Source organism: Pseudomonas sp. 2995-3 (assembly GCF_002742565.1).
GTDB lineage: Bacteria > Pseudomonadota > Gammaproteobacteria > Pseudomonadales > Pseudomonadaceae > Aquipseudomonas > Aquipseudomonas edaphica.
In genome coordinates, this window is the sequence record NZ_LJSB01000176.1 from 173876 (window position 1) to 200308 (window position 26433).

The 26433-nt window shown below is 58.1% G+C and carries 20 protein-coding genes; 11 read left to right on the forward strand and 9 right to left on the reverse strand.

What is annotated here, in order from left to right:
* Positions 1 to 21 precede the first annotated feature (21 nt).
* The gene (locus tag AOA62_RS12830; RefSeq protein ID WP_218244122.1) at positions 22 to 1128 is read left to right on the forward strand and encodes a glycosyltransferase; all 1107 of its coding nucleotides are present in this window, start codon (positions 22 to 24) and stop codon (positions 1126 to 1128) included.
* Between the two features lie 304 nt (positions 1129 to 1432).
* Here the strand turns inward: AOA62_RS12830 and AOA62_RS12835 are convergent, their stop codons facing one another.
* Both AOA62_RS12835 and AOA62_RS12840 read right to left on the reverse strand, forming a co-directional pair.
* Positions 1433 to 2623 carry an acyltransferase gene (locus AOA62_RS12835; protein WP_099548833.1) on the reverse strand — a complete coding sequence of 397 codons (1191 nt, stop codon included), beginning with the start codon at positions 2621 to 2623 and terminating at the stop codon, positions 1433 to 1435.
* Positions 2624 to 2929: 306 nt separating this feature from the next.
* On the reverse strand, positions 2930 to 3718 hold the full coding sequence (locus AOA62_RS12840; protein ID WP_099548834.1) for a CPBP family intramembrane glutamic endopeptidase: 789 nt from the start codon (positions 3716 to 3718) through the stop codon (positions 2930 to 2932).
* Between the two features lie 423 nt (positions 3719 to 4141).
* Between AOA62_RS12840 and AOA62_RS12845 the strand changes: the two genes are divergently transcribed.
* The 4 genes from AOA62_RS12845 to rfbC all read left to right on the forward strand — a co-directional run bounded on the left by AOA62_RS12845 (position 4142) and on the right by rfbC (position 7995).
* Entirely contained in the window at positions 4142 to 5002 is an 861-nt protein-coding gene (locus AOA62_RS12845) for a DMT family transporter (protein ID WP_099548835.1), read from the forward strand.
* Between the two features lie 567 nt (positions 5003 to 5569).
* Entirely contained in the window at positions 5570 to 6466 is an 897-nt protein-coding gene (gene rfbD, locus AOA62_RS12855) for a dTDP-4-dehydrorhamnose reductase (RefSeq protein WP_099548836.1), read from the forward strand.
* Between the two features lie 2 nt (positions 6467 to 6468).
* Positions 6469 to 7353: a glucose-1-phosphate thymidylyltransferase RfbA gene (gene rfbA, locus AOA62_RS12860; protein WP_099548837.1), complete on the forward strand. Its 885-nt coding sequence runs from the start codon at positions 6469 to 6471 to the stop codon at positions 7351 to 7353.
* Positions 7354 to 7449: 96 nt separating this feature from the next.
* Entirely contained in the window at positions 7450 to 7995 is a 546-nt protein-coding gene (gene rfbC, locus AOA62_RS12865; protein ID WP_099548838.1) for a dTDP-4-dehydrorhamnose 3,5-epimerase, read from the forward strand.
* 60 nt (positions 7996 to 8055) lie between these two features.
* Here the strand turns inward: rfbC and AOA62_RS12870 are convergent, their stop codons facing one another.
* Together AOA62_RS12870 and AOA62_RS12875 are read right to left on the reverse strand one after the other, a co-directional pair.
* Positions 8056 to 8952 carry a DMT family transporter gene (locus AOA62_RS12870; protein WP_099548839.1) on the reverse strand — a complete coding sequence of 299 codons (897 nt, stop codon included), beginning with the start codon at positions 8950 to 8952 and terminating at the stop codon, positions 8056 to 8058.
* Between the two features lie 64 nt (positions 8953 to 9016).
* Positions 9017 to 10642, reverse strand: coding sequence for a methyl-accepting chemotaxis protein (locus AOA62_RS12875; protein ID WP_099548840.1), 1626 nt, complete (start codon positions 10640 to 10642; stop codon positions 9017 to 9019).
* 387 nt (positions 10643 to 11029) lie between these two features.
* On the opposite strand from AOA62_RS12875, the gene aceK reads away from it, so the two are divergent.
* The 5 genes from aceK (at position 11030) to AOA62_RS12900 (ending at position 19301) form a co-directional block, all read left to right on the forward strand.
* The gene (gene aceK / locus AOA62_RS12880) at positions 11030 to 12739 is read left to right on the forward strand and encodes a bifunctional isocitrate dehydrogenase kinase/phosphatase (RefSeq protein ID WP_099548841.1); all 1710 of its coding nucleotides are present in this window, start codon (positions 11030 to 11032) and stop codon (positions 12737 to 12739) included.
* Between the two features lie 321 nt (positions 12740 to 13060).
* Positions 13061 to 16972: an ATP-dependent RNA helicase HrpA gene (hrpA, locus tag AOA62_RS12885; RefSeq protein ID WP_099548842.1), complete on the forward strand. Its 3912-nt coding sequence runs from the start codon at positions 13061 to 13063 to the stop codon at positions 16970 to 16972.
* 241 nt (positions 16973 to 17213) lie between these two features.
* On the forward strand, positions 17214 to 18335 hold the full coding sequence (locus AOA62_RS12890; protein ID WP_099548843.1) for a beta-ketoacyl-ACP synthase III: 1122 nt from the start codon (positions 17214 to 17216) through the stop codon (positions 18333 to 18335).
* Positions 18336 to 18459: 124 nt separating this feature from the next.
* Positions 18460 to 19074 (forward strand): RNA polymerase sigma factor, encoded by a 615-nt coding sequence (locus AOA62_RS12895; protein WP_016973332.1) that lies wholly within the window; start codon positions 18460 to 18462, stop codon positions 19072 to 19074.
* The gene (locus AOA62_RS12900) at positions 19068 to 19301 is read left to right on the forward strand and encodes an anti-sigma factor (protein WP_017134841.1); all 234 of its coding nucleotides are present in this window, start codon (positions 19068 to 19070) and stop codon (positions 19299 to 19301) included. Before AOA62_RS12895 ends, AOA62_RS12900 begins: the two co-directional genes overlap by 7 nt.
* A gap of 120 nt (positions 19302 to 19421) precedes the next feature.
* On the opposite strand, the gene AOA62_RS12905 is transcribed toward AOA62_RS12900, so the two are convergent.
* Positions 19422 to 20744 carry a putative porin gene (locus tag AOA62_RS12905; protein WP_017134842.1) on the reverse strand — a complete coding sequence of 441 codons (1323 nt, stop codon included), beginning with the start codon at positions 20742 to 20744 and terminating at the stop codon, positions 19422 to 19424.
* A gap of 282 nt (positions 20745 to 21026) precedes the next feature.
* Between AOA62_RS12905 and AOA62_RS12910 the strand changes: the two genes are divergently transcribed.
* Positions 21027 to 22151: a GNAT family N-acetyltransferase gene (locus AOA62_RS12910; RefSeq protein WP_026013510.1), complete on the forward strand. Its 1125-nt coding sequence runs from the start codon at positions 21027 to 21029 to the stop codon at positions 22149 to 22151.
* Positions 22152 to 22162: 11 nt separating this feature from the next.
* Here AOA62_RS12910 and aqpZ read toward each other — a convergent pair whose 3' ends face one another.
* The 4 genes from aqpZ to AOA62_RS12930 all read right to left on the reverse strand — a co-directional run bounded on the left by aqpZ (position 22163) and on the right by AOA62_RS12930 (position 26431).
* The gene (gene aqpZ / locus AOA62_RS12915; RefSeq protein ID WP_017134844.1) at positions 22163 to 22864 is read right to left on the reverse strand and encodes an aquaporin Z; all 702 of its coding nucleotides are present in this window, start codon (positions 22862 to 22864) and stop codon (positions 22163 to 22165) included.
* 281 nt (positions 22865 to 23145) lie between these two features.
* Positions 23146 to 24978, reverse strand: coding sequence for an ABC transporter ATP-binding protein (locus AOA62_RS12920; RefSeq protein ID WP_017134845.1), 1833 nt, complete (start codon positions 24976 to 24978; stop codon positions 23146 to 23148).
* An 82-nt stretch (positions 24979 to 25060) separates the two neighbouring features.
* Positions 25061 to 25624 carry a peptidylprolyl isomerase A gene (locus AOA62_RS12925; RefSeq protein ID WP_016979352.1) on the reverse strand — a complete coding sequence of 188 codons (564 nt, stop codon included), beginning with the start codon at positions 25622 to 25624 and terminating at the stop codon, positions 25061 to 25063.
* Positions 25625 to 25627: 3 nt separating this feature from the next.
* On the reverse strand, positions 25628 to 26431 hold the full coding sequence (locus AOA62_RS12930) for an alpha/beta fold hydrolase (RefSeq protein WP_017134846.1): 804 nt from the start codon (positions 26429 to 26431) through the stop codon (positions 25628 to 25630).
* Positions 26432 to 26433 lie beyond the last annotated feature (2 nt).

Consider the following 26433-nt stretch of genomic DNA (forward strand, 5'->3'; position numbering starts at 1 on the left):
GTTCTCTAAATAGGTGTTTTTTTGAAGATATTACATTTTTACAAAACCTTTGCCGCCGACCAGCATGGCGGTGTTGAGATGTTTATCCGTCACTTAACTCATGCTACGAGCAAGCAAGGGTGTGAAAATGTGGTGCTTTCGTTAGCCAAAGAAAGTTCGTCTTCTACACAAGAGCTAGATTATGACTTAGTGCAGGCAAAAGAAAATTTTAACCTGGCGTCCACCGGGATTTCTTTTTCGGCCTTTAAGGTTTTTGCACGTCTGGCTAAATCGGCCGATATTGTGCACTATCATTTTCCCTGGCCCTTTATGGACCTGGTTCATTTTGCAACGCGTTCCAAGAAACCGTCAGTGGTCACGTATCACTCTGACATTGTTCGGCAGAAGTTTCTGAAGAGTGTGTACAGTCCGCTTCAAAGTGCTTTTTTAAAAAGTGTAGATGCGATTGTTGCGACAAGTCCAAATTACCTCGAAAGCTCACCTGTTTTAGCAGGCTATCGAGATAAGTCGACGGCCATTCCTATCGGCTTGGAACAGTCGATGTATCCGGAGTCTGATGCGGGCGAAGTGGCGAAGTTACGCGAACGTTATGGGCGCTTCTTTCTTTTTGTTGGTGTGCTGCGTTACTACAAGGGCTTGGAGTTCTTGCTTCGTGCCATAGAGGGTACCGAGTGGCCTTTATTGGTGGTTGGAGCAGGGCCGTTGGAGCAAGAGTTGATGCAGATGGCTGCCGACAAACAGTTGCACAACGTGCATTTTATCGGGCAGGTTTCCGAGCAAGAAAAAGTAAATTTGCTTGAAGCATCGTATGCTGTGGTATTTCCGTCACATTTGCGATCTGAAGCATTCGGTATCAGCCTGCTCGAAGCGGCTATGTTTGGAAAGCCGATGATATGCAGCGAAATAGGCACAGGTACTAGTTACATTAATAAGCATCAAGTTTCTGGTCTGGTAGTCCCTCCGCGTGATGCACTTGCAATGCGACTTGCAATGAGTACGCTGTGGGAGTCGCCGTCTCTGGCTACGCGTTACGGTCAGGCTGCCAGAGAACGCTATTTGCAGGTTTTTACTTCTCGTTCGATGGGAGAGGCCTACGTGCAACTGTATGCTGAGCTGCTTAACCGCTGATTGACTGTTAAGCGACAACGTACCTGGCATCTTTCACCCGCCTGCTTCTCGATGTTATGACATGGGAAAGGCATCCACCAAGGAGCTTTTGTGAAAAGCTCCTGTCTCGATATGATTCTAAAGCCGTGAGGACCCGAGCCGATAGCGTGGCACTATTAGCCGGTTCAACGTTGTCCCCTTCATGACTGATTACGATATTCAGATAATGCTGAAACTGTAGGTAAAACTTCGTCAAAATACGAGGGGAGCCGGCGGATGTTGGGGTGAACATCGACCTTCTTTAGGTCGTCGGTATCAGAGCACGTCATAAAGAGTAGGGCTTCAAGGGAACGTTCCCAGGGACTGAACCCTCACGGGATAGTTTTTTCTTCAGCAATGAGTGTTTGATATATTCGGACAGTCCACGCTCCAGCAGTTTGTAGGAAGCCGTTGCTAAGAGTATCGAAGCGAGCGTCGTCAAAAATAGAAAAGAAAAGCCGTTGGTGAAGTTTCCATAACCCATTTTTGTCATCAGGTTTGGAAGGTATTCTTGAACAAAGGGGTGCCATAAGTACAAGGAAAACGAAATGTCACCCAGGAAAATAGTCCAGCCCGGTACCGAAAGATTAATTCTTTTGCTGGCGATCATTAGGATTAGCATCATCGGAATCAAGCTGAGGCCCCATTCTGATATACCGTGACCCATTTTGAAACGCGCCAGGTATTGCCATATGACCAGCGAAAACGCTGTAAAAATCAAAAGCTGAAGGGTGTTAACGCTTTTTATTTCTATTCGAGACTTGTAAACAAGCCCTATCATTACGCCGACAGCGAACAGCCAGATAATGGGGGATGTGATCAGGTTTAGGTACACATGGCTGAAGCCATAGTTGGTTGTTGTGCTGAGGGTCACCGCACCGTGTAAGTAGGGTATCAGCAGCAGGGTTAAACCAATCCAGGAAAAAAATGCGATCCATCGTGCGCGTCCAAAGAGCATGGATAAGCCAAACACGATATAGAAGTACATTTCATAACTCAGCGACCAGCCGACGGACAGCACGGGGAAGCCAAACACGGGGGCTCCATCACTACCGCTCGGTGGTAGGAAGACAAGACTATAGAAAAGACTTCTAAGATGGGTCGGGTCGCTAAAGAAGTCAAAGCCATATCGAACGATGAATACAAAGGCTAATGACGCAATGATATAGGCCGGCCATACCCGAGAAAAACGTTTTATTAAAAACTCCTTCACGTAGCTGACGGAGCCGTCAGATTTTGTGGTCGTGATGGTCATGATGATGCCGCTGATAATAAAAAATACCGATACGCCCAGCGAACCCATTTCACCAAAAAGTTGGTCGCCCAGGCCTGTTCCATAGGGGCTGATAAACCGGCTCCCGTGGAATATAACCACGATCAAGGCAGCAAAACCTCTAAGGGCTTGGATGAATTCAAGTTTGTCTGAGGAAGGGGCTGTCGTTAAGCTACTAGCGTAACAAGATTTGATTGTTGTCATGCATAAGTCTTTTAGTGGTGAATCATAAAAAGGCTACTGGCGGTAGCGCGTAGGATCTAGTGTGGAACTGTCACTCGCACTCGAATGTATCTATCCAGCAACAGGTTTTGGAGGCCCTGATACTTTACCTAGTACGAAGGCCGCGGAGCGAGATACGCTTTCTCGATCACGTCGTGCTGCCCCAGGCCACTCATTTGTACAGCAGTGTTCGAGTCAAGGCGCAATCATCGCAGCTTGTGGTGTGATTTGGAATGTTTCTTGCGCGCCGTGCTTGTTTACAAGAACCGTCAATCATGAGCCTTGATCTCATCCCAGCATCGGGTAAGTAAACAACGCAAAATGAAGCAAATTCAAACCAAAATGCGTAGCGATCGCAGCCCCCAGCCCTCCCAAACGATAGGCCAACCCATAGCCCACTCCCGCAATGGCTGCCAACAATGTCCACTGCCAGCCTGCACCGACATGAACCAGTCCGAACAGTAAGGATGCGAGTAACAGCGCGAGGTTTTCACCGTAAGGCAGCTGTTTAAAGCGTCGACTCAACCCGCCTTGGATATAGCCTCGAAACAGTGCTTCCTCTACCAGTGTTACCAATAACAGGTTATTCAATACCCATAACCACGCCTGTTCCGGCCATTTCGGTGCCCATTGAGTCATCCCCAACAACACTGCGCCACCCAATGCCGCCACGGCTGTGAGAGTCAACGCCAGTGCGGTGACGCACAGCGTCAGACGCAACGAACGCCGCGCCACGATCCATGGGCAGGCCAGCAGTAACCAGAAACCAATCAGCGGTTTGTCCTGGTTCAAGTACAGCGAGAAGGGTACGGCGTCAGGTGTAAAACGCTGAGGATCAATCCCGCGTCCGTTGTAGAAGCCCGGCAACCAATGCATCGCCAGGCCTAGCGCCATCACGATGAACAAGCCGTGGCCGAGGTAGCGCGCCCAAGGTGTGCGTTGCTGACAGACGGCATAACCGGCGATCAGCAGCAGGGCGACCGAGATCGCTGCCAGTACGCCCAGTTGTCCATAGCTCAAGGCGATTACATAGCCAATGGAAAGAAGCGCCAGGTACAGCCAGGGCAGAGCGAGCATGTGTAATCCTTGGAAAAAACTGGTCGGCATTATAGCGATCCTACCTTCGCCTTAAAATGAAAAGTCATCCACGCGCCCGGCTCAGGTCATGATGATTGCAAAACATGCAGGCGGCTGGTTATAGTCGCGGCTTGTTCATTCCTTCATACAAGATCAGCCCATGCCAGCTTTCCCTTGCATAGCGGTAATCGATTCAGCGCTCAACGCTGTGGTCGTGCCGTGCGGGAACAAGCAGCCTGCGCAGATCAGTCACTACCCCCCACCTGTCAGTAGCACGCCGGTGTACGCAGTCGTATCACCGCCGGGTGTTGGCATTTCGGGCTGATCAGCGAATCGCTGTTCCCGTCTGCCTGCCTGAAAAAAATCAACTGAATTTCAGCGTTTGCTGAATCGGCTTTTTTTGCCTGATTACAGGTGGTAACCATGTCCGTCCTTTCGAAACAATCCGTGGCCGCGGCGGCCACGACGAGCCTGTTTGTCCTGCTGTGGAGCAGCGGGGCGATTTTCTCCAAGTTGGGCCTGGCCCATGCTTCGCCCTTTGCCTTTCTGTTGATCCGTTTTGCCATCGCCCTGGCAGGGTTGGTGATCTTGGTGCCGATCCTCAAGCTGAAGCTACCCCGCACCCGCAAGTCGATGTTGTATGCGGCGGCAACCGGGCTGGTGCTGTTGGGGGCGTATCAGATTTTCTATCTGCTGGCCCTAGACCTCAAAGTGACGCCCGGCGTGATGGCAACCGTCATGGGCGTGCAGCCGATCCTGACGGTGGTGCTGATGGAACGTCAGCGTTCGTTAAGCCGCATGTTCGGCCTGACGCTGGGGTTGGCGGGGTTGATCATGGTGGTCTACCAGGGCATTGGGCTGTCGGGCATGTCTCTGGCAGGGATGCTGTTCGGGCTGCTGGCGCTGGCGAGCATGACCTTTGGTTCCATCATGCAGAAGCGCATTACTGACAACCCCTTGGGCACGCTGCCGGTGCAGTACCTGGCCGGGCTGTTGCTGTGCTCGGTATTTGTGCCATTCCAGCCCTTCCACTTTGAGCACAACGCCGGCTTTTACCTGCCAGTGTTGTGGATGGGGTTGGTGGTGTCATTGCTGGCGACGCTGTTGCTGTACCGCCTGATTGCGCGAGGCAATCTGGTAAATGTCACCAGCCTGTTTTACCTGGTGCCGGCGGTAACGGCCGTGATGGACTATCTGATCTTTGGCAATCGGCTCGCGGTATTGAGTGTGCTAGGGATGGTTTTGATCATCATCGGCTTGGCGTTTGTCTTCCGTAAACACTAGAAGGTGAGCACCAAGGGGGCGGTAGATCGCACGCCGAAACGCCCCCTTGGGCATCAGAGGGTCATGTTGTACCTGTAGGGCGATGCTGTAATAATTCCGCCCTTTAGAATGTAAGTTATTTTTATATGGGGTAATCGGTGCGTCTGCAGGTGGCGGCTGGCTGAGCAACGCTGCCGGCTTCGGTCGAGGGTTTCTCTCTAGTGACAAAGTCGTGGTTGCAGGCCGTATTTGTTTAAAATCGCTCTCTATACTCTCGTCGTATTGAAAGTGGCGGTTTCGCTGGTGCAACGCCTAATTTTCCCCGTTTCGCCGACCTCTTCGTGTTTCAAGCGCTCACTCAGCGTGTTGCTTGCCTGTTAATCGTCGAGGCGGTTTTATCAGACGAGTGCTAGGGTTTCGGTTGGCGGGTGTGAATCGGCAGACGTTGATGGGAAACTTCGGGCCCATCCTTGCGACATTACTGAAAAGATTTAACTCAATGACTATCTTAGTAACCGGCGGTGCAGGCTTTATCGGTGCAAACGTGGCATTGGGCCGGGTAGTGAAGCGCTACTCCGAGCGTTCTGTATGAGAATCTTACTGCTTGGCAAAAATGGCCAGGTAGGCTGGGAACTCCAACGTAGCTTGGCGCCTTTGGGGCAAGTCCTGGCGTTGCACTCCAAAAGCCCGGACTACTGCGGTGACTTGAACGATCTGCAAGGGCTGGCGGCTACCGTGCAGCGGTTTGCGCCTGACGTAATCGTCAACGCAGCGGCTTACACCGCCGTCGACAAGGCCGAGAGTGAGCCGGGCCAAGCGCTGCGCGTGAATGTTGAAGCCCCCGCGGTGCTGGCAACAGAAGCCCGAAAGCTGAATGCCTTGCTGGTACATTACTCCACGGACTATGTGTTTGACGGCCAGGGTGATACGCCTTGGCAGGAAAGCGACCCAGCGGGCCCGCTGAGCGTCTATGGCACGACCAAACTGCAAGGTGAGCAGGCGATCCAGGCCTCCGGCTGCACGTACCTGATCTTGCGCACCAGTTGGGTGTATGCGGCGCGCGGTAATAACTTCGCCAAGACCATGCTGCGCCTGGCAGCAGAACGTGACAGCCTGAATGTGATCAACGACCAATTTGGCGCCCCTACCGGGGCGGACCTGCTGGCGGACGTCACCGCCCATGCTATCCGTGCGGTGCGTTTGAACCCTCAATTGCAAGGCATCTACCATCTTGCGGCAGCCGGTGAGACCACTTGGCACCGGTATGCCCGTTTCGTGCTCGACCAGGCGCAGGCGGCAGGTGTGGAGCTCAAAGTCGCTTCGGCATCCGTCGGCGCGATAACCACGGCCGCTTATCCTACGCCTGCCAAGCGTCCTGGCAACTCTCGACTCAATACTCAAAAACTGCAGAATGCCTTCTCCCTTTGCCTGCCTGAATGGCAGGACGGTGTGGCACGGATGCTTAAAGAAATTCTAGAGAAATGACTATGCTAAAACGCAAAGGAATTATTTTGGCCGGCGGTTCGGGCACGCGCCTTCACCCTGCAACCTTGGCTATTTCCAAACAGTTGCTACCGGTTTACGACAAGCCGATGATCTACTACCCGCTGACCACGTTGATGCTGGCGGGTATTCGCGACATTCTGATCATTTCCACGCCACAGGACACCCCGCGATTCGAGCAACTTTTGGGCGATGGCAGCAACTGGGGTTTGAACATTTCCTACGCTGTACAGGCGTCTCCGGATGGCCTCGCGCAGGCGTTCATCATCGGTGAGGACTTCATCGGTAATGATCTGTCTGCACTGGTGCTGGGTGACAACATCTATCACGGTCATGATTTTAATGAGCTGCTCAAGAGCGCAATGTTGCGTCAGGACGGCGCCAGTGTCTTCGCGTATCACGTGACCGATCCGGAGCGTTATGGCGTCGTAGAGTTCGATACTGAGGGCAAAGCGATCAGCCTGGAAGAGAAGCCGCTGCAACCCAAGTCAAACTACGCGGTTACCGGTCTGTATTTCTACGACCAGGACGTGGTTGAAATGGCTAAAAGCATCAAGCCGTCGCCGCGTGGCGAACTCGAGATTACCGACCTCAACCGTCTCTATATGGAGAAGGGCAAGCTGTCGGTTGAGATTATGGGTCGTGGCTACGCATGGCTGGATACAGGCACGCATGACTCACTGCTACAGGCCAGCCACTTCATTGCAACGCTTGAGCATCGTCAGGGGCTTAAAGTTGCCTGCCCTGAAGAAATTGCGTTTCGCCAGAAGTGGATTGACGCCGAACAGTTGGAGAAACTTGCGGTGCCGCTTTCCAAGAATGGCTATGGCCAATATCTCAAGCGATTGCTCAGTGACAAGATTTTTTGATGGCCTGAGTGGAACGCGGCATCCCCAGTTGCTGCCTTAAGGTCGATCCGTGGCACCGCCAAGCTGGCCCGATAACATGTTGGAGATACCGTAAAAATGAGAGCCACTTCCCTCGCCATTCCGGACGTTATTCTGTTTGAACCGAAAGTATTCGGGGACGAGCGCGGGTTTTTCTACGAAAGTTTCAATCAGAAGGTTTTCGAGGATGCTGTCGGAAAACCTGTCCACTTCGTGCAGGACAACCACTCAAAATCTGCAAAAGGCGTGCTGCGCGGCCTGCATTATCAGATCAAGCAGGCCCAAGGAAAGCTGGTGCGTGTGATACGCGGAGAAGTCTTTGACGTGGCAGTGGACCTGCGTAAAAGCTCGCCCACATTCGGCCAGTGGGCGGGCACTTACCTCAGCGAGAACAACCGAGCCCAGCTTTGGATACCCGAGGGTTTCGCTCACGGCTTCGTAGTGCTGTCTGAAAGTGCTGAGTTTCTGTACAAAACCACCGATTTCTGGGCGCCAGAGCATGAGCGCAGTCTTGCCTGGAATGACGCCGACGTGGCTATCGATTGGCCGATTTCCGAGCCGCCTACGCTGTCGGCCAAAGATACCAATGCCACCCGTTTTGCTGAGGCTGAAACCTTCGCCTAGTTGGCCTTCCTGTCAGGCACTTGAGCGTGCCCACACCCGTCCTGGGCTGGGCACGATCTCCTACAACGCTTTCGCCAATTTTCCGGGTCGCAACACCAACCACAACGCCCCCCCAATCAACACCCCCCCATACAAATGCGCCATCGACAACGGCTCCCCCAGCAACAACGCCCCCCACAACACCCCAAACGGCGGAATCATAAACGTCACCGTCATCGACTTCACCGGCCCAATGGACGACAGCAAACGGAAGTACAGGATGTAGGCAAACGCCGTACACACCAGCCCCAACCCCAGCAACGAAGACCATACCTGCCAACCACCCCAGTTCGCTGGTGGATGGCTGATGGCGCTGTAGGCAAAGAACGGCAGTAAGAACAGGGTAGCGCCGAGCATGCTGCCCAACGCCGCAAGCCGGCTGTCCAGGCCGCCACGTTGATCGAGCCAGCGCCGCGCAAGGAAACCGGCAAAGCCGTAGCACGTGGTGGCCAGCAGGCAGGCTAGTGCGCCCATCAACAAGTCCAGATCAAAGGCTACCGGCCCGGCACGGGTCAGGACTCCTACGCCAAACAGGCCCAAACACACACCTGCGATTTTCGAAGGGGTCAGGCGTTCACTGAAGAACAACCCGCCAATCAACACGCCCATCAACGGCGTGGTGGCGTTGAAGATCGCCGAGTATCCCGCTGGCAGCACCTGGGCGGCCACGGAATACATAGTCGCGGGAATCCCGGAGTTGATCACGCCGAGCAGCAGCACGGTCTTGAACTTGCCCTGGAAGTCCCAGTTCACGCGCATCACGGTGAGGATTACCAGCAGGCCGGCTGCCGCAATCGACACGCGAAAAAACGCAGTCGGCACCGTGCCGATTTCCGGCGCAATGATGCGCATGAACAGGAAGCTGGCGCCCCAAATGGCAGCCAGCCCCAACAGGTACAGGGTGTCGACAGGTCTCACGGAACACTCCTACATCAATAAGGCGGCGAGTGTTGCCCAGTGGCCTGCGCGACACAATCGCTAATTACAGGACAAACCGCGTGACCATGCCGTTGAGGTCCACCGCCAGGCGCGACAATTCGTGGCTGGCCGCCGAGGTCTGGGTGGCACCGGCGGCGGTCTGGGTCGACAGGTCGCGGATGTTCACCAGGCTGCGGTCGACATCGCGGGCCACCAGGGCCTGTTGCTCGGCGGCGCTGGCGATCACCAGGTTGCGTTCACTGATTTGCGAGATGGCGGCGGTGATTTTTTCCAGGGCGCTGCCGGCGTTGTTGGCCCGCTGCAAGGTCTGGCCGGCGTGCTCGGCGCTGCTGTTGAGCGCTTCGACGGTGCCTTGGGTACCTTGCTGGATGCCGTTGATCATCTGCTCGATTTCTTCGGTGGAGTCCTGGGTGCGTTGCGCCAGCGAGCGCACCTCGTCGGCCACCACTGCAAACCCACGCCCGGCCTCACCTGCGCGGGCGGCTTCGATGGCGGCATTCAGCGCCAGCAGGTTGGTTTGCCCGGCGATGCCGCGGATCACTTCCAGCACTTTGCTGATGTCCTGGGCTTGTACGGCCAACCCTTCGGCCTTGTTCGAGGCGCCGAGCACTTCGTCCACCAGGTTCTGGATCGAGCTGATGGTTTCGCTGATCTGGTAATGACCGTGCTTGCTGTCTTCGTCGGAGGCCTTGGATGCCTCGGCGCTGGACACTGCATTGGCCGCGACTTCGTCCACTGCTGCGCTCATCTCGTTGACGGCGGTGGCGGCCTGTTCGATCTCATCGTTCTGCGCTTGCAAGCCACGGGTGCTCTGCTCCATCACCGAACTCATCTCTTCGGCTGCGGACGCCAGTTGCTGCGCCGACTCGCTGATGCCATGGAGGGTGGTGCGCAACTGGTCCTGCATGGTGGCCAGGGCCGTCAACAGTTGCGCCGGTTCGTCGCTGCCTTTGACCACGACGGGCTGGCTCAAATCACCACCGGCAATGGTGCGCGCCACGGCCAGGGCCTGGCCGAGCGGGGCGGTGATGCTGCGGGTCAGCAGCCAGGCGAGCAACAAGGTCGCGATCAGCGCGCACACAATGATCAGGCCGACCACCCACTGCGCGCTGGTATACATCTGCGCCGCCGCGTCTGCTGCGGTTTCCACGCCTTTTTGGTTGAAGGTAATCATGTCCTCCAGGCTTTTATTCAGGAGCGTGCCCTGCGGGCCGAGGCGCGTGCTGAGCAGGTCGATGGCGTCTTGCTGCTGGTCCTTGTCGACCAGCTCCACCATCTGGCTGACGATACTGTTGTAAGTGTTCACATTGATGTTGAGCTGCTTGAGCATGGCGCGTTCGTCGTCGCCGCTGAGCAGGTCTGCGTGGTGCTCCAGCAGGGTGTTGAGTTCGCTGCGCTGGTTGGCGATCAGGCTTTTGCTGTTGTCGCGGATCCGTGATTCGTCGGTGGTCGCCATGCGCATCGACTCCAGGCGGATGCTGGCGATGCAGGCGGCAGCGTCGTGGATATTCTCGATGCTCGGCATCCACGATTCTTCAATCACCAACGCGCTTTCGCGCAGCTTGGCCATCTGCCCCAGGCCAAACATTCCGACGATCACCAGCATGCTGGCCAACACCCCAAAACTCAGGCTGGCGCGCAGACCGATCGGCATATTCCTCAATGACATCTTAGTGCTCCTTAGGCGATTTGAACCGGTTCCCGGGTCGGTCTTCAGACCTTGTTAGGTTGGGAAGGGCGCGCTATATATCAAAGTGCCATCAAGGTGGTAATCGGGGTTTCCCCTAAGTGGTATCAAGGGTGTTACATACGTTGAGAACTCACAGGTTTGCGCGGTTTCCTGGCAATGAGCGTCAAGCCCCGCAGCTCCAGGCCTGTAGCGGTGGGCGGCGCGACTTTATGGTGTTTTTGCTGACCGTACGGTCGATTGGTGAAAACTGAAAATAAATGTACAAATTGCATGATGTTGTACAGTCAGGCCGTGCAAATCATCCTTCTCCTGCCTCGATTCACTGGCTAAGCTCAGGCATCCAGATACCCGTTCGAGGTTTCCCGCATGTCGCCATCCGCCCCTGCCATTGCCCGCATGATCCTCGATGGCTTCGACGATTACCGTGAGCATTTTCGCCAGATCACCGACGGCGCCCGCGAGCGTTTCGAAAAGGCTCAGTGGCAGCAAGGGCAGGCGGCATCGGCGGCGCGGATCAATTTGTATGAAGAGAAGGTCGCTGAAGTCACGGCGCGTCTGCGTGCCCACTTCGATGAGGCGGCGTTGCTGGCAGTGGACGAGTGGCCATTGGTCAAAAGCGCGTACATCGGCCTGATCGACCTGCGTTTTGACGATGAGCTGTCCGAGACCTGGTACAACTCGATCTTTTGCGGGCTGTTCAGCCATGACCTGATCAGCGACGGCTGCATGTTCATCCACACCACGCGGCCCAGCCTGCGCCGGGCACGTGCGGCGCAAACGCGTACCTATAAGCCTGCGGGCGACCTGGCGGCGACGCTGGCGCAGATCTTCGCCGATTACCGCTTCAGCGAAGCCTACGCCGACCTCGACGGCGACCTGCGCCGCCTCCAGGCGCAGTTGCGCGAAAACCTGCCGGATTGGGTGTGCAAAGACCCGCAGCTGAGCATCGAGCTGTTTTCGTCGGTGCTTTACCGGAATAAAGGCGCCTATCTGGTTGGGCGCATTTTTACCCGCGACGAGCAGTGGCCACTGGTGATCCCGTTGTTGCACCGCGAAGGGCGCGGCATCCAGATCGATGCGCTGATCACCGACGAAGCCGATGTGTCGATCATCTTCTCCTTCACGCGCTCCTACTTCATGGTCGATGTGCCGGTGCCGGCCGAGTTTATCGGCTTTCTCAAGCGCATCCTGCCTGGCAAGCATATTGCCGAGCTGTACACCTCGATCGGTTTCTACAAGCACGGCAAGTCGGAGTTCTACCGCGCGTTGATCAACCACCTGGCGACCACCGATGATCAATTCATCATGGCGCCCGGCGTGCGCGGCATGGTCATGAGTGTGTTCACGCTGCCGGGCTTCAACACCGTGTTCAAGATCATCAAGGACCGTTTTTCGCCGTCGAAGAACGTCAACCGCGCCACGGTGATCGAGAAGTACCGGCTGGTCAAAAGTGTTGACCGTGTGGGGCGCATGGCCGACACCCAGGAGTTTGCCGATTTCCGTTTTCCCTTGAGCAAATTCGAGCCCGAATGCCTGGCCGAGTTACTGGAAGTCGCCGCCGGCACGGTGCAGGTGGAGGGCGATACGGTACTGATTCGCCACTGCTGGACCGAGCGGCGCATGACCCCGCTCAACCTCTACCTCGACAACGCCAACCCCGCCCAAGTGCGTGAAGCCCTGGAAGACTACGGCCTGGCGATCAAGCAACTGGCGGCGGCGAACATCTTTCCCGGCGACATGCTGCTGAAGAACTTCGGCGTCACCCGCCACGGTCGTGTGGTGTTCTATGACTATGACGAGATCTGCTTTCTCACCGAAGCCAACTTCCGCCACATCCCCGCACCGCGCACGCCCGAAGATGAAATGGCCTCGGAGCCTTGGTACTCCATCGGCCCACTGGACGTATTCCCGGAAGAGTTCCCGCCGTTCCTGTTTGCCGATGCCGGCCAGCGCAAGCTGTTCGACGAGTTGCATGGCGAGTTGTACAACGCCGACTACTGGAAAGGCCTGCAGGAAGCGATTCGCGCGGGCAAGGTGATTGATGTGTTTCCGTATCGGCGCAAAGACCCGCTGTAAACGCATATACCGTTTGGGAGGAGGCTTGCTCCAATTTAACAACGTCTGTGCGAAGTGGGCTGTTGTGGCGAGCAGGCTTGCCCTGCGTTGGGCTGCGCAGCGGCCCCAAAAACAGACTCAGAGTTCTTTCAGGAGTATCTCGGTGTCTACAATGGGGCTGCTGCGCAGCCCAACGCAGGGCAAGCCTGCTCGCCACAGAGGAGCGTGGGTTAAGACAGTTGCTCCCACATTTGATCCGGTTTACTTAGCCGTCTGCCAGATCAGCCGCTTTTCTGCCACACTTGCCGGCCGTGCATAAATAGACGACCTGCAAAGTACCTGATGACTGACCAAGCGCCCGCTATCGACCAACTGCTCAAAAACCTCGACCACGCCATGCTCGCCGACCGCCACCGCTTGCGGCGCCAGTTGCTTGAGCTGCGCAAGAAGCCCGACGAGGAGAAGCTGGCGCAGTGGGTCACGCGTATGCAGGCGTCCTGCGCCCAAGTCACCGCGCGGCGTGCCAGCCTGCCGGTGATTCGCTATGACGACAGCCTGCCGATCGCGGCCAAGCGTGACGAGATCAAAGAGGCGCTAAACAAGCATCAGGTGCTGATCATTGCCGGCGAAACCGGCTCGGGTAAAACCACCCAGTTGCCGAAGATCTGCCTGGAGATTGGGCGCGGCCAGTACGGCCTGATCGGCCACACCCAGCCGCGCCGGATTGCTGCGCGCAGCGTCGCCAGCCGGGTTGCCGAAGAGCTTGCTACGCCATTGGGCGCGCTGGTCGGCTATCAGGTGCGTTTCGAAGACCAGAGCGATTCCAACACGCTGATCAAGCTGATGACCGACGGCATTTTGCTGGCGGAAACCCAGAACGACCGTTATCTGGAACGCTACGACACCATCATCGTCGACGAAGCCCACGAACGCAGCCTGAACATCGACTTCCTGCTCGGCTACCTGAAAACCCTGCTGCCGCGCCGCCCGGACCTGAAAGTCATCATCACCTCGGCGACCATCGACCTGGAACGCTTTTCCAAGCACTTCGACGATGCGCCGATTGTCGAGGTCTCGGGCCGCACCTTCCCGGTCGACACCTGGTATCGCCCACTGACGCTTGAGCAGGACGAGGAGGGTAACCGTGTCGAGGATGACTTGACCGTCGACCAGGCGATTCTCGCCACCCTCGACGAAATTGCCGCCTATGAGCGCAGTGAGCGCCGCAGCCCCGGCGATGTGCTGGTGTTTTTGCCCGGCGAACGCGAGATTCGCGACGCCGCCGACATGCTGCGCAAGGCCCAGCTCAAACACACTGAAATTCTGCCGCTGTACGCGCGCCTGTCGCCGGCCGAACAGCAGCGGATTTTCCAGTCCCACCCAGGCCGCCGCGTGGTGTTGGCGACCAACGTTGCGGAAACCTCGCTGACCGTGCCGGGCATCCGTTATGTGATCGACAGCGGCACCGCGCGCATCAGCCGCTACAGCTACCGCGCCAAGGTGCAGCGCCTGCCGATCGAGGCGATTTCGCAGGCCAGTGCCAACCAGCGTAAAGGCCGCTGCGGCCGGGTTGAGCCGGGCATTTGCATTCGCTTGTACAGCGAAGAAGATTTTATCGGCCGTCCGGAATTTACCGACCCGGAGATCCTGCGCACCAACCTCGCCGCCGTGATCTTGCAGATGCTGCACCTGCGCCTGGGCGAAATCACTGACTTCCCGTTTATCGAGCCGCCGGATGGCAAGGCGATCAGCGACGGTTTTAACCTGCTGCAAGAGCTCTCGGCAGTCGACCGCAACAGCCAGCTCACGCCCCTGGGCCGGCAGTTGGCGCGCTTGCCGGTGGACCCGCGCATGGGCCGCATGCTGCTCGAAGCGGCCAAGCTCGGCAGTTTGCAGGAAGTGTTGATTGTGGCCAGTGCCATGTCGATTCAGGACCCTCGCGAGCGTCCGCCGGAGCGCCAGCAAGCCGCCGATCAGGCCCACGCACAGTGGAAAGATGCAGACTCGGACTTCGCCGGGCTGGTTAATCTGTGGCGTGGCTTTGAAGAACAGCGCCAGGCGTTGACCGCCAGCCCGTTGCGTAACTGGTGCCGCAAGAACTTCCTGAATTACCTGCGCCTGCGCGAGTGGCGTGACTCCCATCGCCAGTTGAGCCTGATCTGCCGCGATATGCAGCTGACCCTCAACAAGGAACCGGCCGACTTTGCGAAACTGCACAAGGCGGTGCTGTCCGGTTTGCTCAGCCAGATCGGCCAGAAAACCGAAGACGGCGATTACCTCGGCGCACGGCAGCGGCGCTTCTGGATTCACCCGTCCTCGGGCATCGGCAAAAAACGTCCGCAATGGCTGATGACCGCCGAACTGGTGGAAACCACCAAGCTGTATGCGCGCATGGTCGCCAAGATCGACGCCGACTGGATCGAGCCGCTGGCCGGGCACCTGATCAAGAAAAACCACTTCGAACCGCACTGGGAAAAGAAGCGCGGCCAAGTGGTGGCGTTTGAGCAGATCACCCTGTTCGGGCTGATTGTGGTCGGGCGCCGGCCGGTACATTACGGGCCGATTGACCCGGTGGTGTCCCGCGAGTTGTTTATTCGTGAAGGGTTGGTACGCGGCGAGATTCAATCCCGCGCCAAGTGCCTCACGGCCAACCAGCAACTGCTGGAACAGCTCGATGAACTGGAGGCCAAGGCCCGTCGTCGCGACATTCTGGCGGATGAAGAAACCCTGTACGCCTTTTATGACGCGCGCTTGCCGGCAGAGATCCACCAGACCGCCACGTTCGACAGTTGGTACAAGGTCAACAGCCAGAAAGACCCGCAACTGCTGATCATGCGTGAAGAGGACGTGCTGGCCCGCGAGGCCAGTGAAGTCACGGCCGCGCATTACCCCGACACCCTGCACCTGGGCGACCTGGAACTGGCCCTGAGTTACCACTTTGAACCCAACCACCCCCGCGACGGCGTAACCCTGCGCGTACCGGCGCCATTGCTGCCGGCGTTGCCGCCCGAGCGCCTGGAGTGGTTGGTGCCGGGTGTGATCGAAGCCAAGTGCATTGCGCTGGTGCGCAACTTGCCCAAGGCGCTGCGCAAGAACTTTGTGCCGGTGCCGGATTTCGTCAAGGCCGCCCTGCAACGTATCGAATTTGGCCAGGGCTCGTTGCCCCAGGCGCTGGGCCGCGAATTGCTGCGCATGACCGGCGCGCGGGTCAGCGATGAAGCCTGGGCCGAGGCGGCGCAGCAGGTGGAAAGCCACCTGAAGATGAACCTGGAGGTGGTTGACGGCCAGGGCAAGTTCCTGGGCGAAGGCCGCGACCTGGCCGAGCTGACCGCACGTTTCGCCGAGGCCAGCCAGGCCGCATTGGCTGTACCGCAAACCGCGAAAAGCCAACAGCCGGTGGAAGCCAAGGTGTTTGCCGCCGTGGCGGAAAAGACCCAGCAAAAGATTGCTGGCCTGTCGATGACGGTGTATCCGGCACTGGTCGAAGAAAACGGCACGGTCAAGGAAGGGCGTTTCTCCACTGCCGCCGAAGCCGAGTTTCAGCACCGCCGCGCCTTGCAGCGCCTGCTCATGCAGCAACTGGCGGAACCGGCAAAATTCCTGCGCGGCAAATTGCCTGGGTTGACTGAGCTGGGCCTGATGTACCGCGAGCTGGGGCGCATTGATGCGCTGGTGGAAGATATTCTGTTGGCCAGCCTCGACACCTGCGTGCTCGAAGGCGAAGCCAGCCTGCCGCGTGACGGCGCGGGTCTGGCTGCGTTGGCCGAACGCAAGCGCGGCAGTTGGACCGAACACGCCGAACGCCTGACGCGCTTGACCCTGGACGTGCTGAAACTCTGGCATGGCTTGCAGAAACGCTTCAAAGGCAAGATCGACCTGGCCCAGGCGGTGGCGTTGAACGACATCAAACAGCAACTCAGCAACCTGGTGTATCCCGGTTTTGTGCGCGAAACCCCGGCGCAGTGGTTCAAGGAATTGCCGCGCTTTCTCAAGGCCATCGAGCTGCGCTTGGAGAAGTTGCCAAGCCAGGTGCAAAAGGATCGGGTCTGGAGCTCGGAATTGGGCGGCTTGTGGGCGCAGTACCAGAACCGCCTGAACAAACACGCCCAGGAAGGCAAGCGCGACCCGCAGTTGGAACTTTACCGCTGGTGGTTGGAGGAATACAGGGTGTCGCTGTTTGCCCAGCAGTTGGGCACCAAGGTGCCGATTTCCGATAAGCGTTTGAGCAAACAGTGGAGCCTGGTCGAGGCCTGAGTTCTTCCTCGATCCTCCAGGCAACGCCCAACCCCTGTGGGGGTTAATCCTGGGGATGGCGCCAAATGCGCGAGGTTGTGGCAAACTTCGCAGTCATAAAGACCGGTAACGCCGCGAAACACTGTGGTGCGATGGGATAAAGCGTTGCCAGTTTGATGCCCGCTGGAGGGTATCGAACGAATTAAAGTTTGGTACGACGGTACCAATATCTTCTCTGCCTGACAGATTTAGAGGAACGACCGTGCATAACGTCGTCATCAGCGGCACTGGCCTGTACACCCCGGCCAACAGCATCTCCAACGAAGAGCTGGTGCAGTCTTTCAATGCTTACGTGCAACAGTTCAATTCAGACAACGCTGCCGCCATTGAGCGCGGTGACGTGCAGGCATTGACCGAGTCCAGCGCCGCCTTTATCGAGAAAGCGTCGGGCATCAAGAGCCGCTTTGTGATGGACAAGGACGGCATCCTTGACCCACAACGCATGGCCCCGCGCCTGCCCGAGCGCAGCAACGACGAGTGGTCGGTACTCTGCCAGATGGCCGTCGGCGCCGCCGAACAAGCCCTGCAGCGCGCCGGCAAGACCGCCGCCGACATCGATGGCGTGATTGTCGCCTGCTCCAACCTGCAGCGCGCCTACCCGGCCATCGCCATTGAAGTCCAGGAAGCCCTGGGCATCCAGGGTTTCGGCTTCGACATGAACGTGGCGTGTTCCTCGGCCACCTTCGGCATCCAGAACGCGGCCAACAGCATCCAACTGGGCCAGGCCCGGGCGATCCTGATGGTCAACCCGGAAGTCTGCACCGGCCACTTGAATTTTCGCGACCGCGACAGCCATTTCATCTTCGGTGATGCGGCCACGGCGGTGATTCTTGAGCGTGCTGATCTGGCGACCTCCGAGCACCAGTTCGACGTGGTCAGCACCAAGCTGCTGACCAAGTTTTCCAATAACATCCGCAACAATTTCGGTTTCCTCAACCGTACCGCCGAAGAAGGCATCGGCGCGCCGGACAAGCTGTTCGTGCAGGAAGGCCGCAAAGTCTTCCGTGATGTCTGCCCGATGGTTGCCGAGTTGATCGGTGTACACCTGCAAGAAAACCAACTGAGCGTGACCGACGTGAAGCGCTTCTGGCTGCACCAGGCCAACCTGAGCATGAACCACCTGATTGTGAAGAAGCTGCTGGGCCGCGAAGCCTCGGTGGAAGAAGCGCCGGTGATCCTTGATACATACGCCAATACCAGCTCGGCGGGCTCGGTGATCGCGTTTCACACCTATCAGGACGATCTGCCCAAGGGCTCGGTTGCAGTGCTCAGCTCGTTCGGTGCGGGTTACTCGATCGGCAGCGTGATCCTGCGCAAGCGCTAATCTTGTGGGAGCTGGCTTGCCTGCGATGGCATCACTGTGGTGTGACTGATCCACCGAGGTGCCTGCATCGCAGGCAAGCCAGCTCCCACATTGATCCTATTTCCAAGGCAAGATCGAGGTTTGAATGGCAGCAGCGGACGACGCGCACCTGCTTGAACGGCTGCTCAAGGGCGAGCAGCGGGCCTACAAGGAACTGGTCACTACCTATCAGAGCGCCATGCGCGCGGTTGCCTATGCCATTGTCGGCCAGCGCCACGCCGATGAAGTGGTGCAAGACGCCTGGTTGTCAGTGGTACGCAACCTGGCCAAGTTCGAAGGGCGCTCCAGCCTCAAAACCTGGCTGCTGACCATCACCGCCAATTCTGCCAAGGGCCGCTACAAACAGAATCGCCGGGAAGTATTGCTCGACGATTTGCCTTCGCCCCACGGCACCATTGGCGATGACCGCTTCGTCCCCGACGACGGCCACTGGGCCGTTGCGCCTTACGCCTGGCACCAGGACACCCCGGAAGCCTTGCTGACCGAGGATGAACTGCGCAAATGCCTGGAGCATACAATCCTGAGCTTGTCGGAGCTGCAAAGCAGCGTACTGGTGTTGCGTGAACGTCAGGGCCTGGAGTTGGAGGAGATTTGTAATCTTCTGACCCTCTCGCTCTCCAATGTCCGTGTGCTGTTGCATCGAGCACGGCTTAAAGTCTTCGCCACGGTGGAGCATTTTGAGGAAACGGGCGAATGTTGACCTGTAAGGAACAAGTGGCGCGGTCCAGTGACTACCTCGATGGGCAATTGACCTTTCGAGAGCGTTTGCTGGTGCGTCATCACTTGATGTTCTGCCCCAACTGCCGGCGATTTATTCGTCAGATGCGCCTGATGCAGGCGACTTTGAAGATCATGCCGGAGGAGCCGGTAAAGGACGCTGATGCACTGGCTGATCGGCTGGTGGCCGAAAGGCTCAAAGATCAGTAACGGTGGGAAAGAGGCAGGCTCGCGTGGGTGAGTCTAACGGATGATGGGGATCGACCCACCCACGCAAGGCTGTTGAAACCCCCTCGGGCCGTCCTGGCCCAAGGGTTATTGCATGCATATTTAGAACTTGGCTTCAGCATCCAACTGCAAGGTATTGGTGTTGGCATCGCGCTGCGTGCGGCTGGCGTAGTCAGCCTTGGTCAGGAAGTACGTGGCGCCGAGGGCGAAGTTCTTGTCGATGTCGTAGCTGACTTTGAGCTTATGACCGCGCGAACCGGTGGTGCCGTTGGCGAAGTCCGAATCGGTGAAGGCGCCAACCACTGCATCACGTTGCGTATCGCGGTAGTTGTAGTCCAGGTTGAAACCGAACACCTTGGATTTGGCACCGATCAACCAGGCGGTGTCCTGGTCGGTCACCGCATCGTTGTTTTTCACGTACTGGCCGTAGAACGCCAAAGGCACGGCAAGGCCGCCGATGTCGGCTTGGGCAAAGCCTTCATACAGACGGAATTCGTTGTTGGCCGAGTTGCCGTTGACCGCCAGCGCGCACGGCGTGGTGGTGGTAGTGCAGCGGCTGTCCTTGTCGTTCTGGTAGGCGTAGACGCTGCCGCCCAGGGTCATTTTCAGGTTGTCGGTGAGCGAGAAGCGCGTGCCCAACTGGCCGGAGGTCAGGCGCAGGTCGTGGCGAAATTGCACGCCGTCGCCGTCTACGTTGTCCTTGAGGTTGTAGTTGCCCAGGCTGCCGAACAGCTCGGCGCTGCCGCCCAATGGGTACTTGTAGGTGACGGCCAGGCCTTCAGGGTTGATGTCGCTATCCCAGATCACGTCGCCCATGTTTACCCACGGCTGCAGCATCTTGCCGCCGATCACGTGCAGGTTCTTGATCTGGTCCGGGTGGTAGTCGATGTAGCCCAGGTCCAGCCAGATCGACTTCTTGTCGAAGTAGTTGTCCTGGTCCTGGTTGGTGGAGCGCGCGTCGTCGCTGCTGCCGGTGGCTACGCGGATGCCGGTGTCGACCTGGGAGTTGATTTCGGTGTAGGCACCCAGGCGGGCACGGATGCGCTGACGGTCTTTGTCGCGGCCGCCGTTGTTGGATTCGCCCTGGATCTTCACGGTTTCCTGACGGAAGCGCACATCACCCTTGAGCTGAGTGCGTGCGGCCCAGGCCAGCTTCTGATCGAAGACGCTGAGGTCGTTGGTTTTTTTCGCGGTGGCCGCGATCTGCTCGTTGGTCTCTTGTTGAGCTTGCTGTGCGATCTGCTTTTCTTTCTGGTCCTTGGCTAATTCCGTTTGCAGTTCGGTGTACTGCGCAGCGGTGATCTGGCCGTTGGCCTTGAGCATGTCGAGCAATTTAGCGTCGACTGCAGCGCTGGCCGGAACGCTCAGGGCCAGCAACAGGCCGCCACACAGGGCCGCCGCAGTTTTAGTGGAAGCAAGACGCATATCAATCTCCGAAAGTGAGGAGGGATGGCAAACCATCCAGGACACAACCGACCGATGACGGACGGAAAATAGCCGCCTGGTAGAACCAGGCGCTCTAAAAACAGGCGTCAGTATCGCGATCGTTTATGACGGGGTAGTGGCTAAGTGATTTCACCTAGATGACAAATTATTTAATATGGAACTAATTGTTTCGAGGTTTGTCGCGCTCGTTTCGAGGTGTGCCTGGCGCCGCGATAGGCGATACTCGCCAGGCTTTCACGCCAAGAAACAGTGAGGATGCCGATGCCGCTGCAACGCCTGGACAAGCTGTCTGCAATCGCCCCGCAAGTCTGGGATGCCCTGGTGCCGCAGGCCCAACCCTTTGTGCGGCACGCCTTTCTGAGTGCCCTGGAAGACAGCGCCAGCCTGGGCCCGCAGTCCGGTTGGCAGCCCGAGCATTTGCTGCATTGGGAAGGCGAGCGGCTGGTGGCGGCCTTGCCCAGCTACCGCAAGTGGCACTCCTACGGCGAGTACGTGTTTGATCACGGCTGGGCGGATGCGTGCGCGCGCGCGGGCATCGAGTACTACCCCAAGTTGCTGACGGCGGTGCCGTTCAGTCCGGTGAGTGGCCCACGTTTGTTGGCCAGGAATGCCGAGGACGGGGTTGAACTGCTGGGTAGCTTGCCCGGGTATCTGGAAATCGAAGGGCTCTCCAGTGCCCATATCAACTTCACCGACCCGTTGGCCGATGCCGCATTGGCTGGGCAGGCGGGTTGGTTGCAGCGCCTGGGCTGCCAGTTCCATTGGCAAAACCGCGGCTATCGCGACTTCCAGGACTTCCTCGATGCGTTGAGTTCACGCAAGCGCAAACAAATGCGCAAAGAGCGCGAGCAAGTGGCGGGGCAGGGCATCGATTTTGAATGGTTGCAAGGCCACGAGTTAAGCGAGGCGCAGTGGGATTTTGTCTACGCCTGTTACGCCAACACCTACGCGGTGCGTCGCCAGTCACCCTACCTGACCCGCGCCTTTTTCAGCCTGCTGGCCGAACGCATGCCCGAGGCGATCCGCGTGGTGCTGGCCAAACAAGGCGCACGCCCGGTGGCCATGGCCTTCAGCCTGATCGGTGGCGACAGTTTCTATGGCCGCTACTGGGGCTGCCTGGCGGAGTTCGACCGCCTGCACTTCGAAACCTGCTTCTACCAAGGTATGGACTACGCCATCGCCCACGGCCTGCAACGTTTTGACGCTGGCGCCCAGGGCGAACACAAGTTGATTCGCGGCTTTGAACCGGTGATCACACGGTCATGGCACTACCTGCGCCATCCGGGTTTGAAGAATGCCGTGGAAGACTTTCTGGAGCGCGAGCGGGTTGGGATTCTGGCGTATGCCGAAGAGGCAAGGGCAGCCCTGCCTTATCGGCAGGGCTGAACCCGTTTGCCTCAGGCTGGCTGCTCCTTGCCCAGCCATCGATAGGTCACGCCGCCGATTACAGCACCGAGGATCGGCGCCAGCCAGAACATCCACAACTGCTGGATCGCCCATCCGCCAACGATCAGTGCCGGGCCGGTACTGCGGGCCGGGTTGACCGAAGTGTTGGTCACGGGAATGGAGATCAAGTGGATCAAGGTCAAGGCCAGGCCGATGGCGATGGGTGCAAGACCCGGCGGAGCACGACGGTCGGTGGCGCCGAGGATGATCAGCACGAACATCGCCGTCATCACCAGCTCACAGACAAACCCCGCAGCCATCGAGTAGCCACCCGGCGAATGCTCGCCGTAGCCGTTGGAGGCCAGGCCCGACGCCAGTTCGAACCCCGGCTTGCCACTGGCAATGAAGTACAACAGCGCAGCGGCGACAGTGGCGCCGATTACCTGCGCGACGATGTAAGCCGGTAACTCCCTGGCCGGAAACCGCCCGCCCACAACCAGCCCCACTGACACTGCCGGGTTGAGGTGGCACCCGCTGATATGCCCGATGGCAAACGCCATGGTCAGCACCGTCAGCCCGAAGGCCAGGGCCACACCGAGGAACCCGATCCCGACGGCGGGAAACGCTGCGGCCAACACCGCACTCCCGCAACCGCCCAACACCAGCCAAAACGTACCTAACCCCTCTGTGATTGAACGTTTGAACAAAGACATGCGACACGTCCTTGATAGATAGCTCTACCGAATCAGCAAATCAGTGATGCTCCCTGCAGATTTACTTCAGCGCCCCTCTAGGCACTGCACTGATTACAGCACGCTTTTGATACAAATCCAGGCCATAAAAAAAGCGCCAGGGGCCCGTGGATTAGGGGCTTGGCGCTGATTAAAGGTGGGAGCTGGCTTGCCTGCGATTGCGGTGTGCCAGATAACCAATTCGGTACTGACAGTGCGCTATCGCAGGCAAGCCAGCTCCCACACTGTTTTGCGGTGTGTTTTTAATCGATGCCGACGAACCCACCCGTTTGGTGCTGCCACAACCTGGCATACAAGCCGCCATGGGCCAGCAGTTCGGCATGGCTGCCGGTCTCGGCAATCTGGCCTTTCTCCAGCACTACCAGCCGGTCCATGCGCGCAATGGTCGACAACCGGTGCGCAATCGCAATCACCGTCTTGCCTTGCATTAAGGTCTCCAGGCTTTCCTGAATCGCCGCTTCCACTTCCGAATCGAGTGCCGAGGTGGCCTCGTCCATGATCAGAAGCGGCGCGTCCTTGAGCAGCACCCGCGCAATGGCAATGCGCTGACGTTGCCCGCCCGAGAGTTTCACCCCGCGCTCGCCCACGTGCGCATCCAGCCCTGTGCGCCCTTCGGCATCCGACAGCAGCGGGATGAACTCATCGGCGCGGGCTTTGTGGATGGCGGCGTTGAGTTCCTCATCGGTGGCATCCGGCTTGCCGTACAGCAAGTTGTCACGGATCGAGCGGTGCAGCAGCGAGGTGTCCTGGGTGATCATGCCGATCTGTGCACGCAAGGACTCCTGGGCGACTTCGGCGATGTTCTGGCCGTCGATCAGGATGCGCCCGCCTTGCAGGTCGTACAGGCGCAGCAACAAGTTGACCAGGGTTGATTTGCCCGCGCCGGAGGGGCCGATCAGGCCGATTTTCTCACCGGCCTTGATCTGAAGGTTCAGGCCGCCAATGATCCCGCTCTTTTTGCCATAGTGGAAATCCACCTGCTCGAAACGCACTTCGCCGTGCGGCACGTTCAGGCGCGGGGCATTGTCGCGGTCGGTCACTGCCAGTGGTGCAGCGATGGTTTTCAGGCCGTCCTGCACCATGCCGATGTTTTCGAAGATGCCGTTGACCACCCACATGATCCAGCCGGACATGTTGACGATACGGATCACCAGGCCTGTGGCGAGGGCGATGGCGCCCACCGAAATCAGTGACTGCGTCCACAGCCACAACGCCAGGCCGGTGGTGGTGACGATCAGCACGCCGTTCAAGGTGCAGATCACCACGTCCATGCTGGTGAGCACGCGCGCGGCCAACTGGGTTTTTTCGGTCTGCTCGATGATCGCTTCCTTGGCGTATTCCTGCTCATTTTGCGTATGGGCGAACAGCTTCAAGGTGGTGATGTTGGTGTAGCCGTCGACAATGCGGCCCATCAATTTGGAGCGCGCCTCGGAGGAAATCACCGAGCGTTCTTTCACGCGAGGCACGAAGTAACGCAACGCCAGGCTGTAAAGAATGATCCAGGTGATCAGCGGGATCATCAGGCGCCAGTCCGCCTCGGCAAACAGCACCAGGGCGCTGATGGCGTAGATCGACACGTGCCAGATGGCTTCCGCGGTCGCCACTGCCGAATCGCGCAAGGAGTTGCCGGTTTGCATGATGCGCTGGGCAATGCGCCCGGCGAAATCGTTCTGGAAGAAGTTCAAGCTCTGCTTGAGTACGTAGCTATGGTTCTGCCAGCGGATCAGGCTGGTCATGCCTGGGTTGATGGTCTGGTGCACCAGTAAGTCATGCAGGCCATTGAAGATCGGGCGCAGCAGCAGGGCAACCACGGCCATCCAGATCAGCTCGGCGCTGTGAATCTGGAAGAAGTTGGCGGGCGGCGTGCCTTGGGCCAAATCGATAATGCGGCTGAGGTAGCTGAACAATGCCACTTCGATCAACGCGCCGATCAGGCCGACCACCAGCAAGGCGGCAAAACTTGGCCACACCTGGCGCAGGTAGTAGAGGTAGAAGGGCAGGACTTTATCAGGAGGGGCGGCGCTGGGAGCGTCGCGGAAAATGTCGATCAGTTGTTCAAAGCGACGATAGAGCATTCAGTCTGACGCCCGCGTTGCGGGCTCTCCTTTCAAATGCGCACGCGGCGTTGTGGGCCGCGTGCGGAGCTTGCTGCGGACCTCAGTCGATGCGCTTGGCCGACTTGATCACAACAGGATCGATTGGCACGTTCTGCATGCCTTGCTTGGTAGTGGTTTGCGAGTTGACGATGACGTCGACGACGTCCATGCCCTTGACCACCTTGGCGAACACGGCATAACCCGCATCGCGGCCAGGGTCGAGGAAGGCATTGTCAGCCACGTTGATGAAGAATTGGCTGGTGGCCGAATTTGGATCGTTGGTGCGTGCCATCGACAAGGTGCCACGAACGTTATGCAGGCCGTTGCTGGCTTCGTTCTTGATCGGTGCTTCGGTCGGCTTCTGCGACATCTGCGCGGTGAAACCGCCGCCCTGGACCATGAAACCCGGGATCACGCGGTGGAAAATGGTGTTGGTGTAGAAGCCTTTGTCGACATAGGCCAGGAAGTTCTTGGTACTGATCGGCGCCTTGACCGGGTCCAGTTCGATTTCAATGTCGCCATTGGTGGTGGTGATCAGGACGTGAGGGGCCTTGGCAGGCTCAGCAGCCATCAGGTTGGCTGCGAACAATACGGAGCCGGCAAAGAAGGCGATTTTTTTCAGCATGGGTCAGTGATCCTGGGTAGTGGTTTCGACTGTCTTTAGAAAATCGAGCAAGGTAGCGTTAAAGACTTCGGGTTGATCCAAGGGCGTGGCATGGCGGGAATCTTCGATTACCACCAGCCGCGCATCGGGCAGCAGTTTTACATAGTTTTCTTTCTGCGCCACGGGGGTGTAGTCGTGGTCGGCGCTGATGACCAGGGTAGGACAGGTAATTCTGGAAAGTTGTTCCTGCACGCCCCAGCCGACAATCGCATCGAAGCTGGCGAGATAAGCACGTTTGTCGTTTTTTGCCCAGCGTTCGGCCATTTTGCGCCGCAGGTCGGCTTGCTCGGGTTTTGGGAACAGCCGATCGCCCAGCGCTTTGCCGATGGTGGCAAGGCTGAGCACGCGCGCCAGGCTCCAGCGCTTGGCCCATTGCCAGTAATCATCGGCGCTGCGCACCTTGACCTCGGGCGCGCTGTTGACGATGCACAGGCTCTTGACCTGAGCGGGGTCGTCCACGGCCAGCTGGAATGCGATCATGCCGCCCATGGATAAACCCACCACATGGGCGGGCGGCAGGTTCAGGTGTTCGATCAACGCCACCAGATCGAAGGTAAAACCCTGGATGCTGTAGCGTTCGCGGGGTTTGTCGGAGCGACCGTGACCGCGTATATCCACCACGATCAGGCGGTAATGCCGGGCCAGGACCGGAATCTGCAGTTCCCAATCCTGGCTGCTGGAGCCCAGGCCGTGGATCAGGATCAGCGGAGCGCCGTGACCGTATTCCTCGTAATGCAGGCTGCAGCCTTCGTGGTCGAACCAGGCCATGG

What these genes read in the sequence shown, in the direction of transcription:
- AOA62_RS12835 (WP_099548833.1), bottom strand. Translation starts at nt 2,623, where the DNA reads ATGACAACAATCAAATCTTGTTACGCTAGTAGCTTAACGACAGCCCCT.
- AOA62_RS12840 (WP_099548834.1), bottom strand. Translation starts at nt 3,718, where the DNA reads ATGCTCGCTCTGCCCTGGCTGTACCTGGCGCTTCTTTCCATTGGCTAT.
- AOA62_RS12845 (WP_099548835.1), top strand. Translation starts at nt 4,142, where the DNA reads ATGTCCGTCCTTTCGAAACAATCCGTGGCCGCGGCGGCCACGACGAGC.
- rfbD (WP_099548836.1), top strand. Translation starts at nt 5,570, where the DNA reads ATGAGAATCTTACTGCTTGGCAAAAATGGCCAGGTAGGCTGGGAACTC.
- rfbA (WP_099548837.1), top strand. Translation starts at nt 6,469, where the DNA reads ATGCTAAAACGCAAAGGAATTATTTTGGCCGGCGGTTCGGGCACGCGC.
- rfbC (WP_099548838.1), top strand. Translation starts at nt 7,450, where the DNA reads ATGAGAGCCACTTCCCTCGCCATTCCGGACGTTATTCTGTTTGAACCG.
- AOA62_RS12875 (WP_099548840.1), bottom strand. Translation starts at nt 10,642, where the DNA reads ATGTCATTGAGGAATATGCCGATCGGTCTGCGCGCCAGCCTGAGTTTT.
- aceK (WP_099548841.1), top strand. Translation starts at nt 11,030, where the DNA reads ATGTCGCCATCCGCCCCTGCCATTGCCCGCATGATCCTCGATGGCTTC.
- hrpA (WP_099548842.1), top strand. Translation starts at nt 13,061, where the DNA reads ATGACTGACCAAGCGCCCGCTATCGACCAACTGCTCAAAAACCTCGAC.
- AOA62_RS12895 (WP_016973332.1), top strand. Translation starts at nt 18,460, where the DNA reads ATGGCAGCAGCGGACGACGCGCACCTGCTTGAACGGCTGCTCAAGGGC.
- AOA62_RS12900 (WP_017134841.1), top strand. Translation starts at nt 19,068, where the DNA reads ATGTTGACCTGTAAGGAACAAGTGGCGCGGTCCAGTGACTACCTCGAT.
- AOA62_RS12905 (WP_017134842.1), bottom strand. Translation starts at nt 20,744, where the DNA reads ATGCGTCTTGCTTCCACTAAAACTGCGGCGGCCCTGTGTGGCGGCCTG.
- AOA62_RS12910 (WP_026013510.1), top strand. Translation starts at nt 21,027, where the DNA reads ATGCCGCTGCAACGCCTGGACAAGCTGTCTGCAATCGCCCCGCAAGTC.
- aqpZ (WP_017134844.1), bottom strand. Translation starts at nt 22,864, where the DNA reads ATGTCTTTGTTCAAACGTTCAATCACAGAGGGGTTAGGTACGTTTTGG.
- AOA62_RS12920 (WP_017134845.1), bottom strand. Translation starts at nt 24,978, where the DNA reads ATGCTCTATCGTCGCTTTGAACAACTGATCGACATTTTCCGCGACGCT.
- AOA62_RS12925 (WP_016979352.1), bottom strand. Translation starts at nt 25,624, where the DNA reads ATGCTGAAAAAAATCGCCTTCTTTGCCGGCTCCGTATTGTTCGCAGCC.
- AOA62_RS12930 (WP_017134846.1), bottom strand. Translation starts at nt 26,431, where the DNA reads ATGGCCTGGTTCGACCACGAAGGCTGCAGCCTGCATTACGAGGAATAC.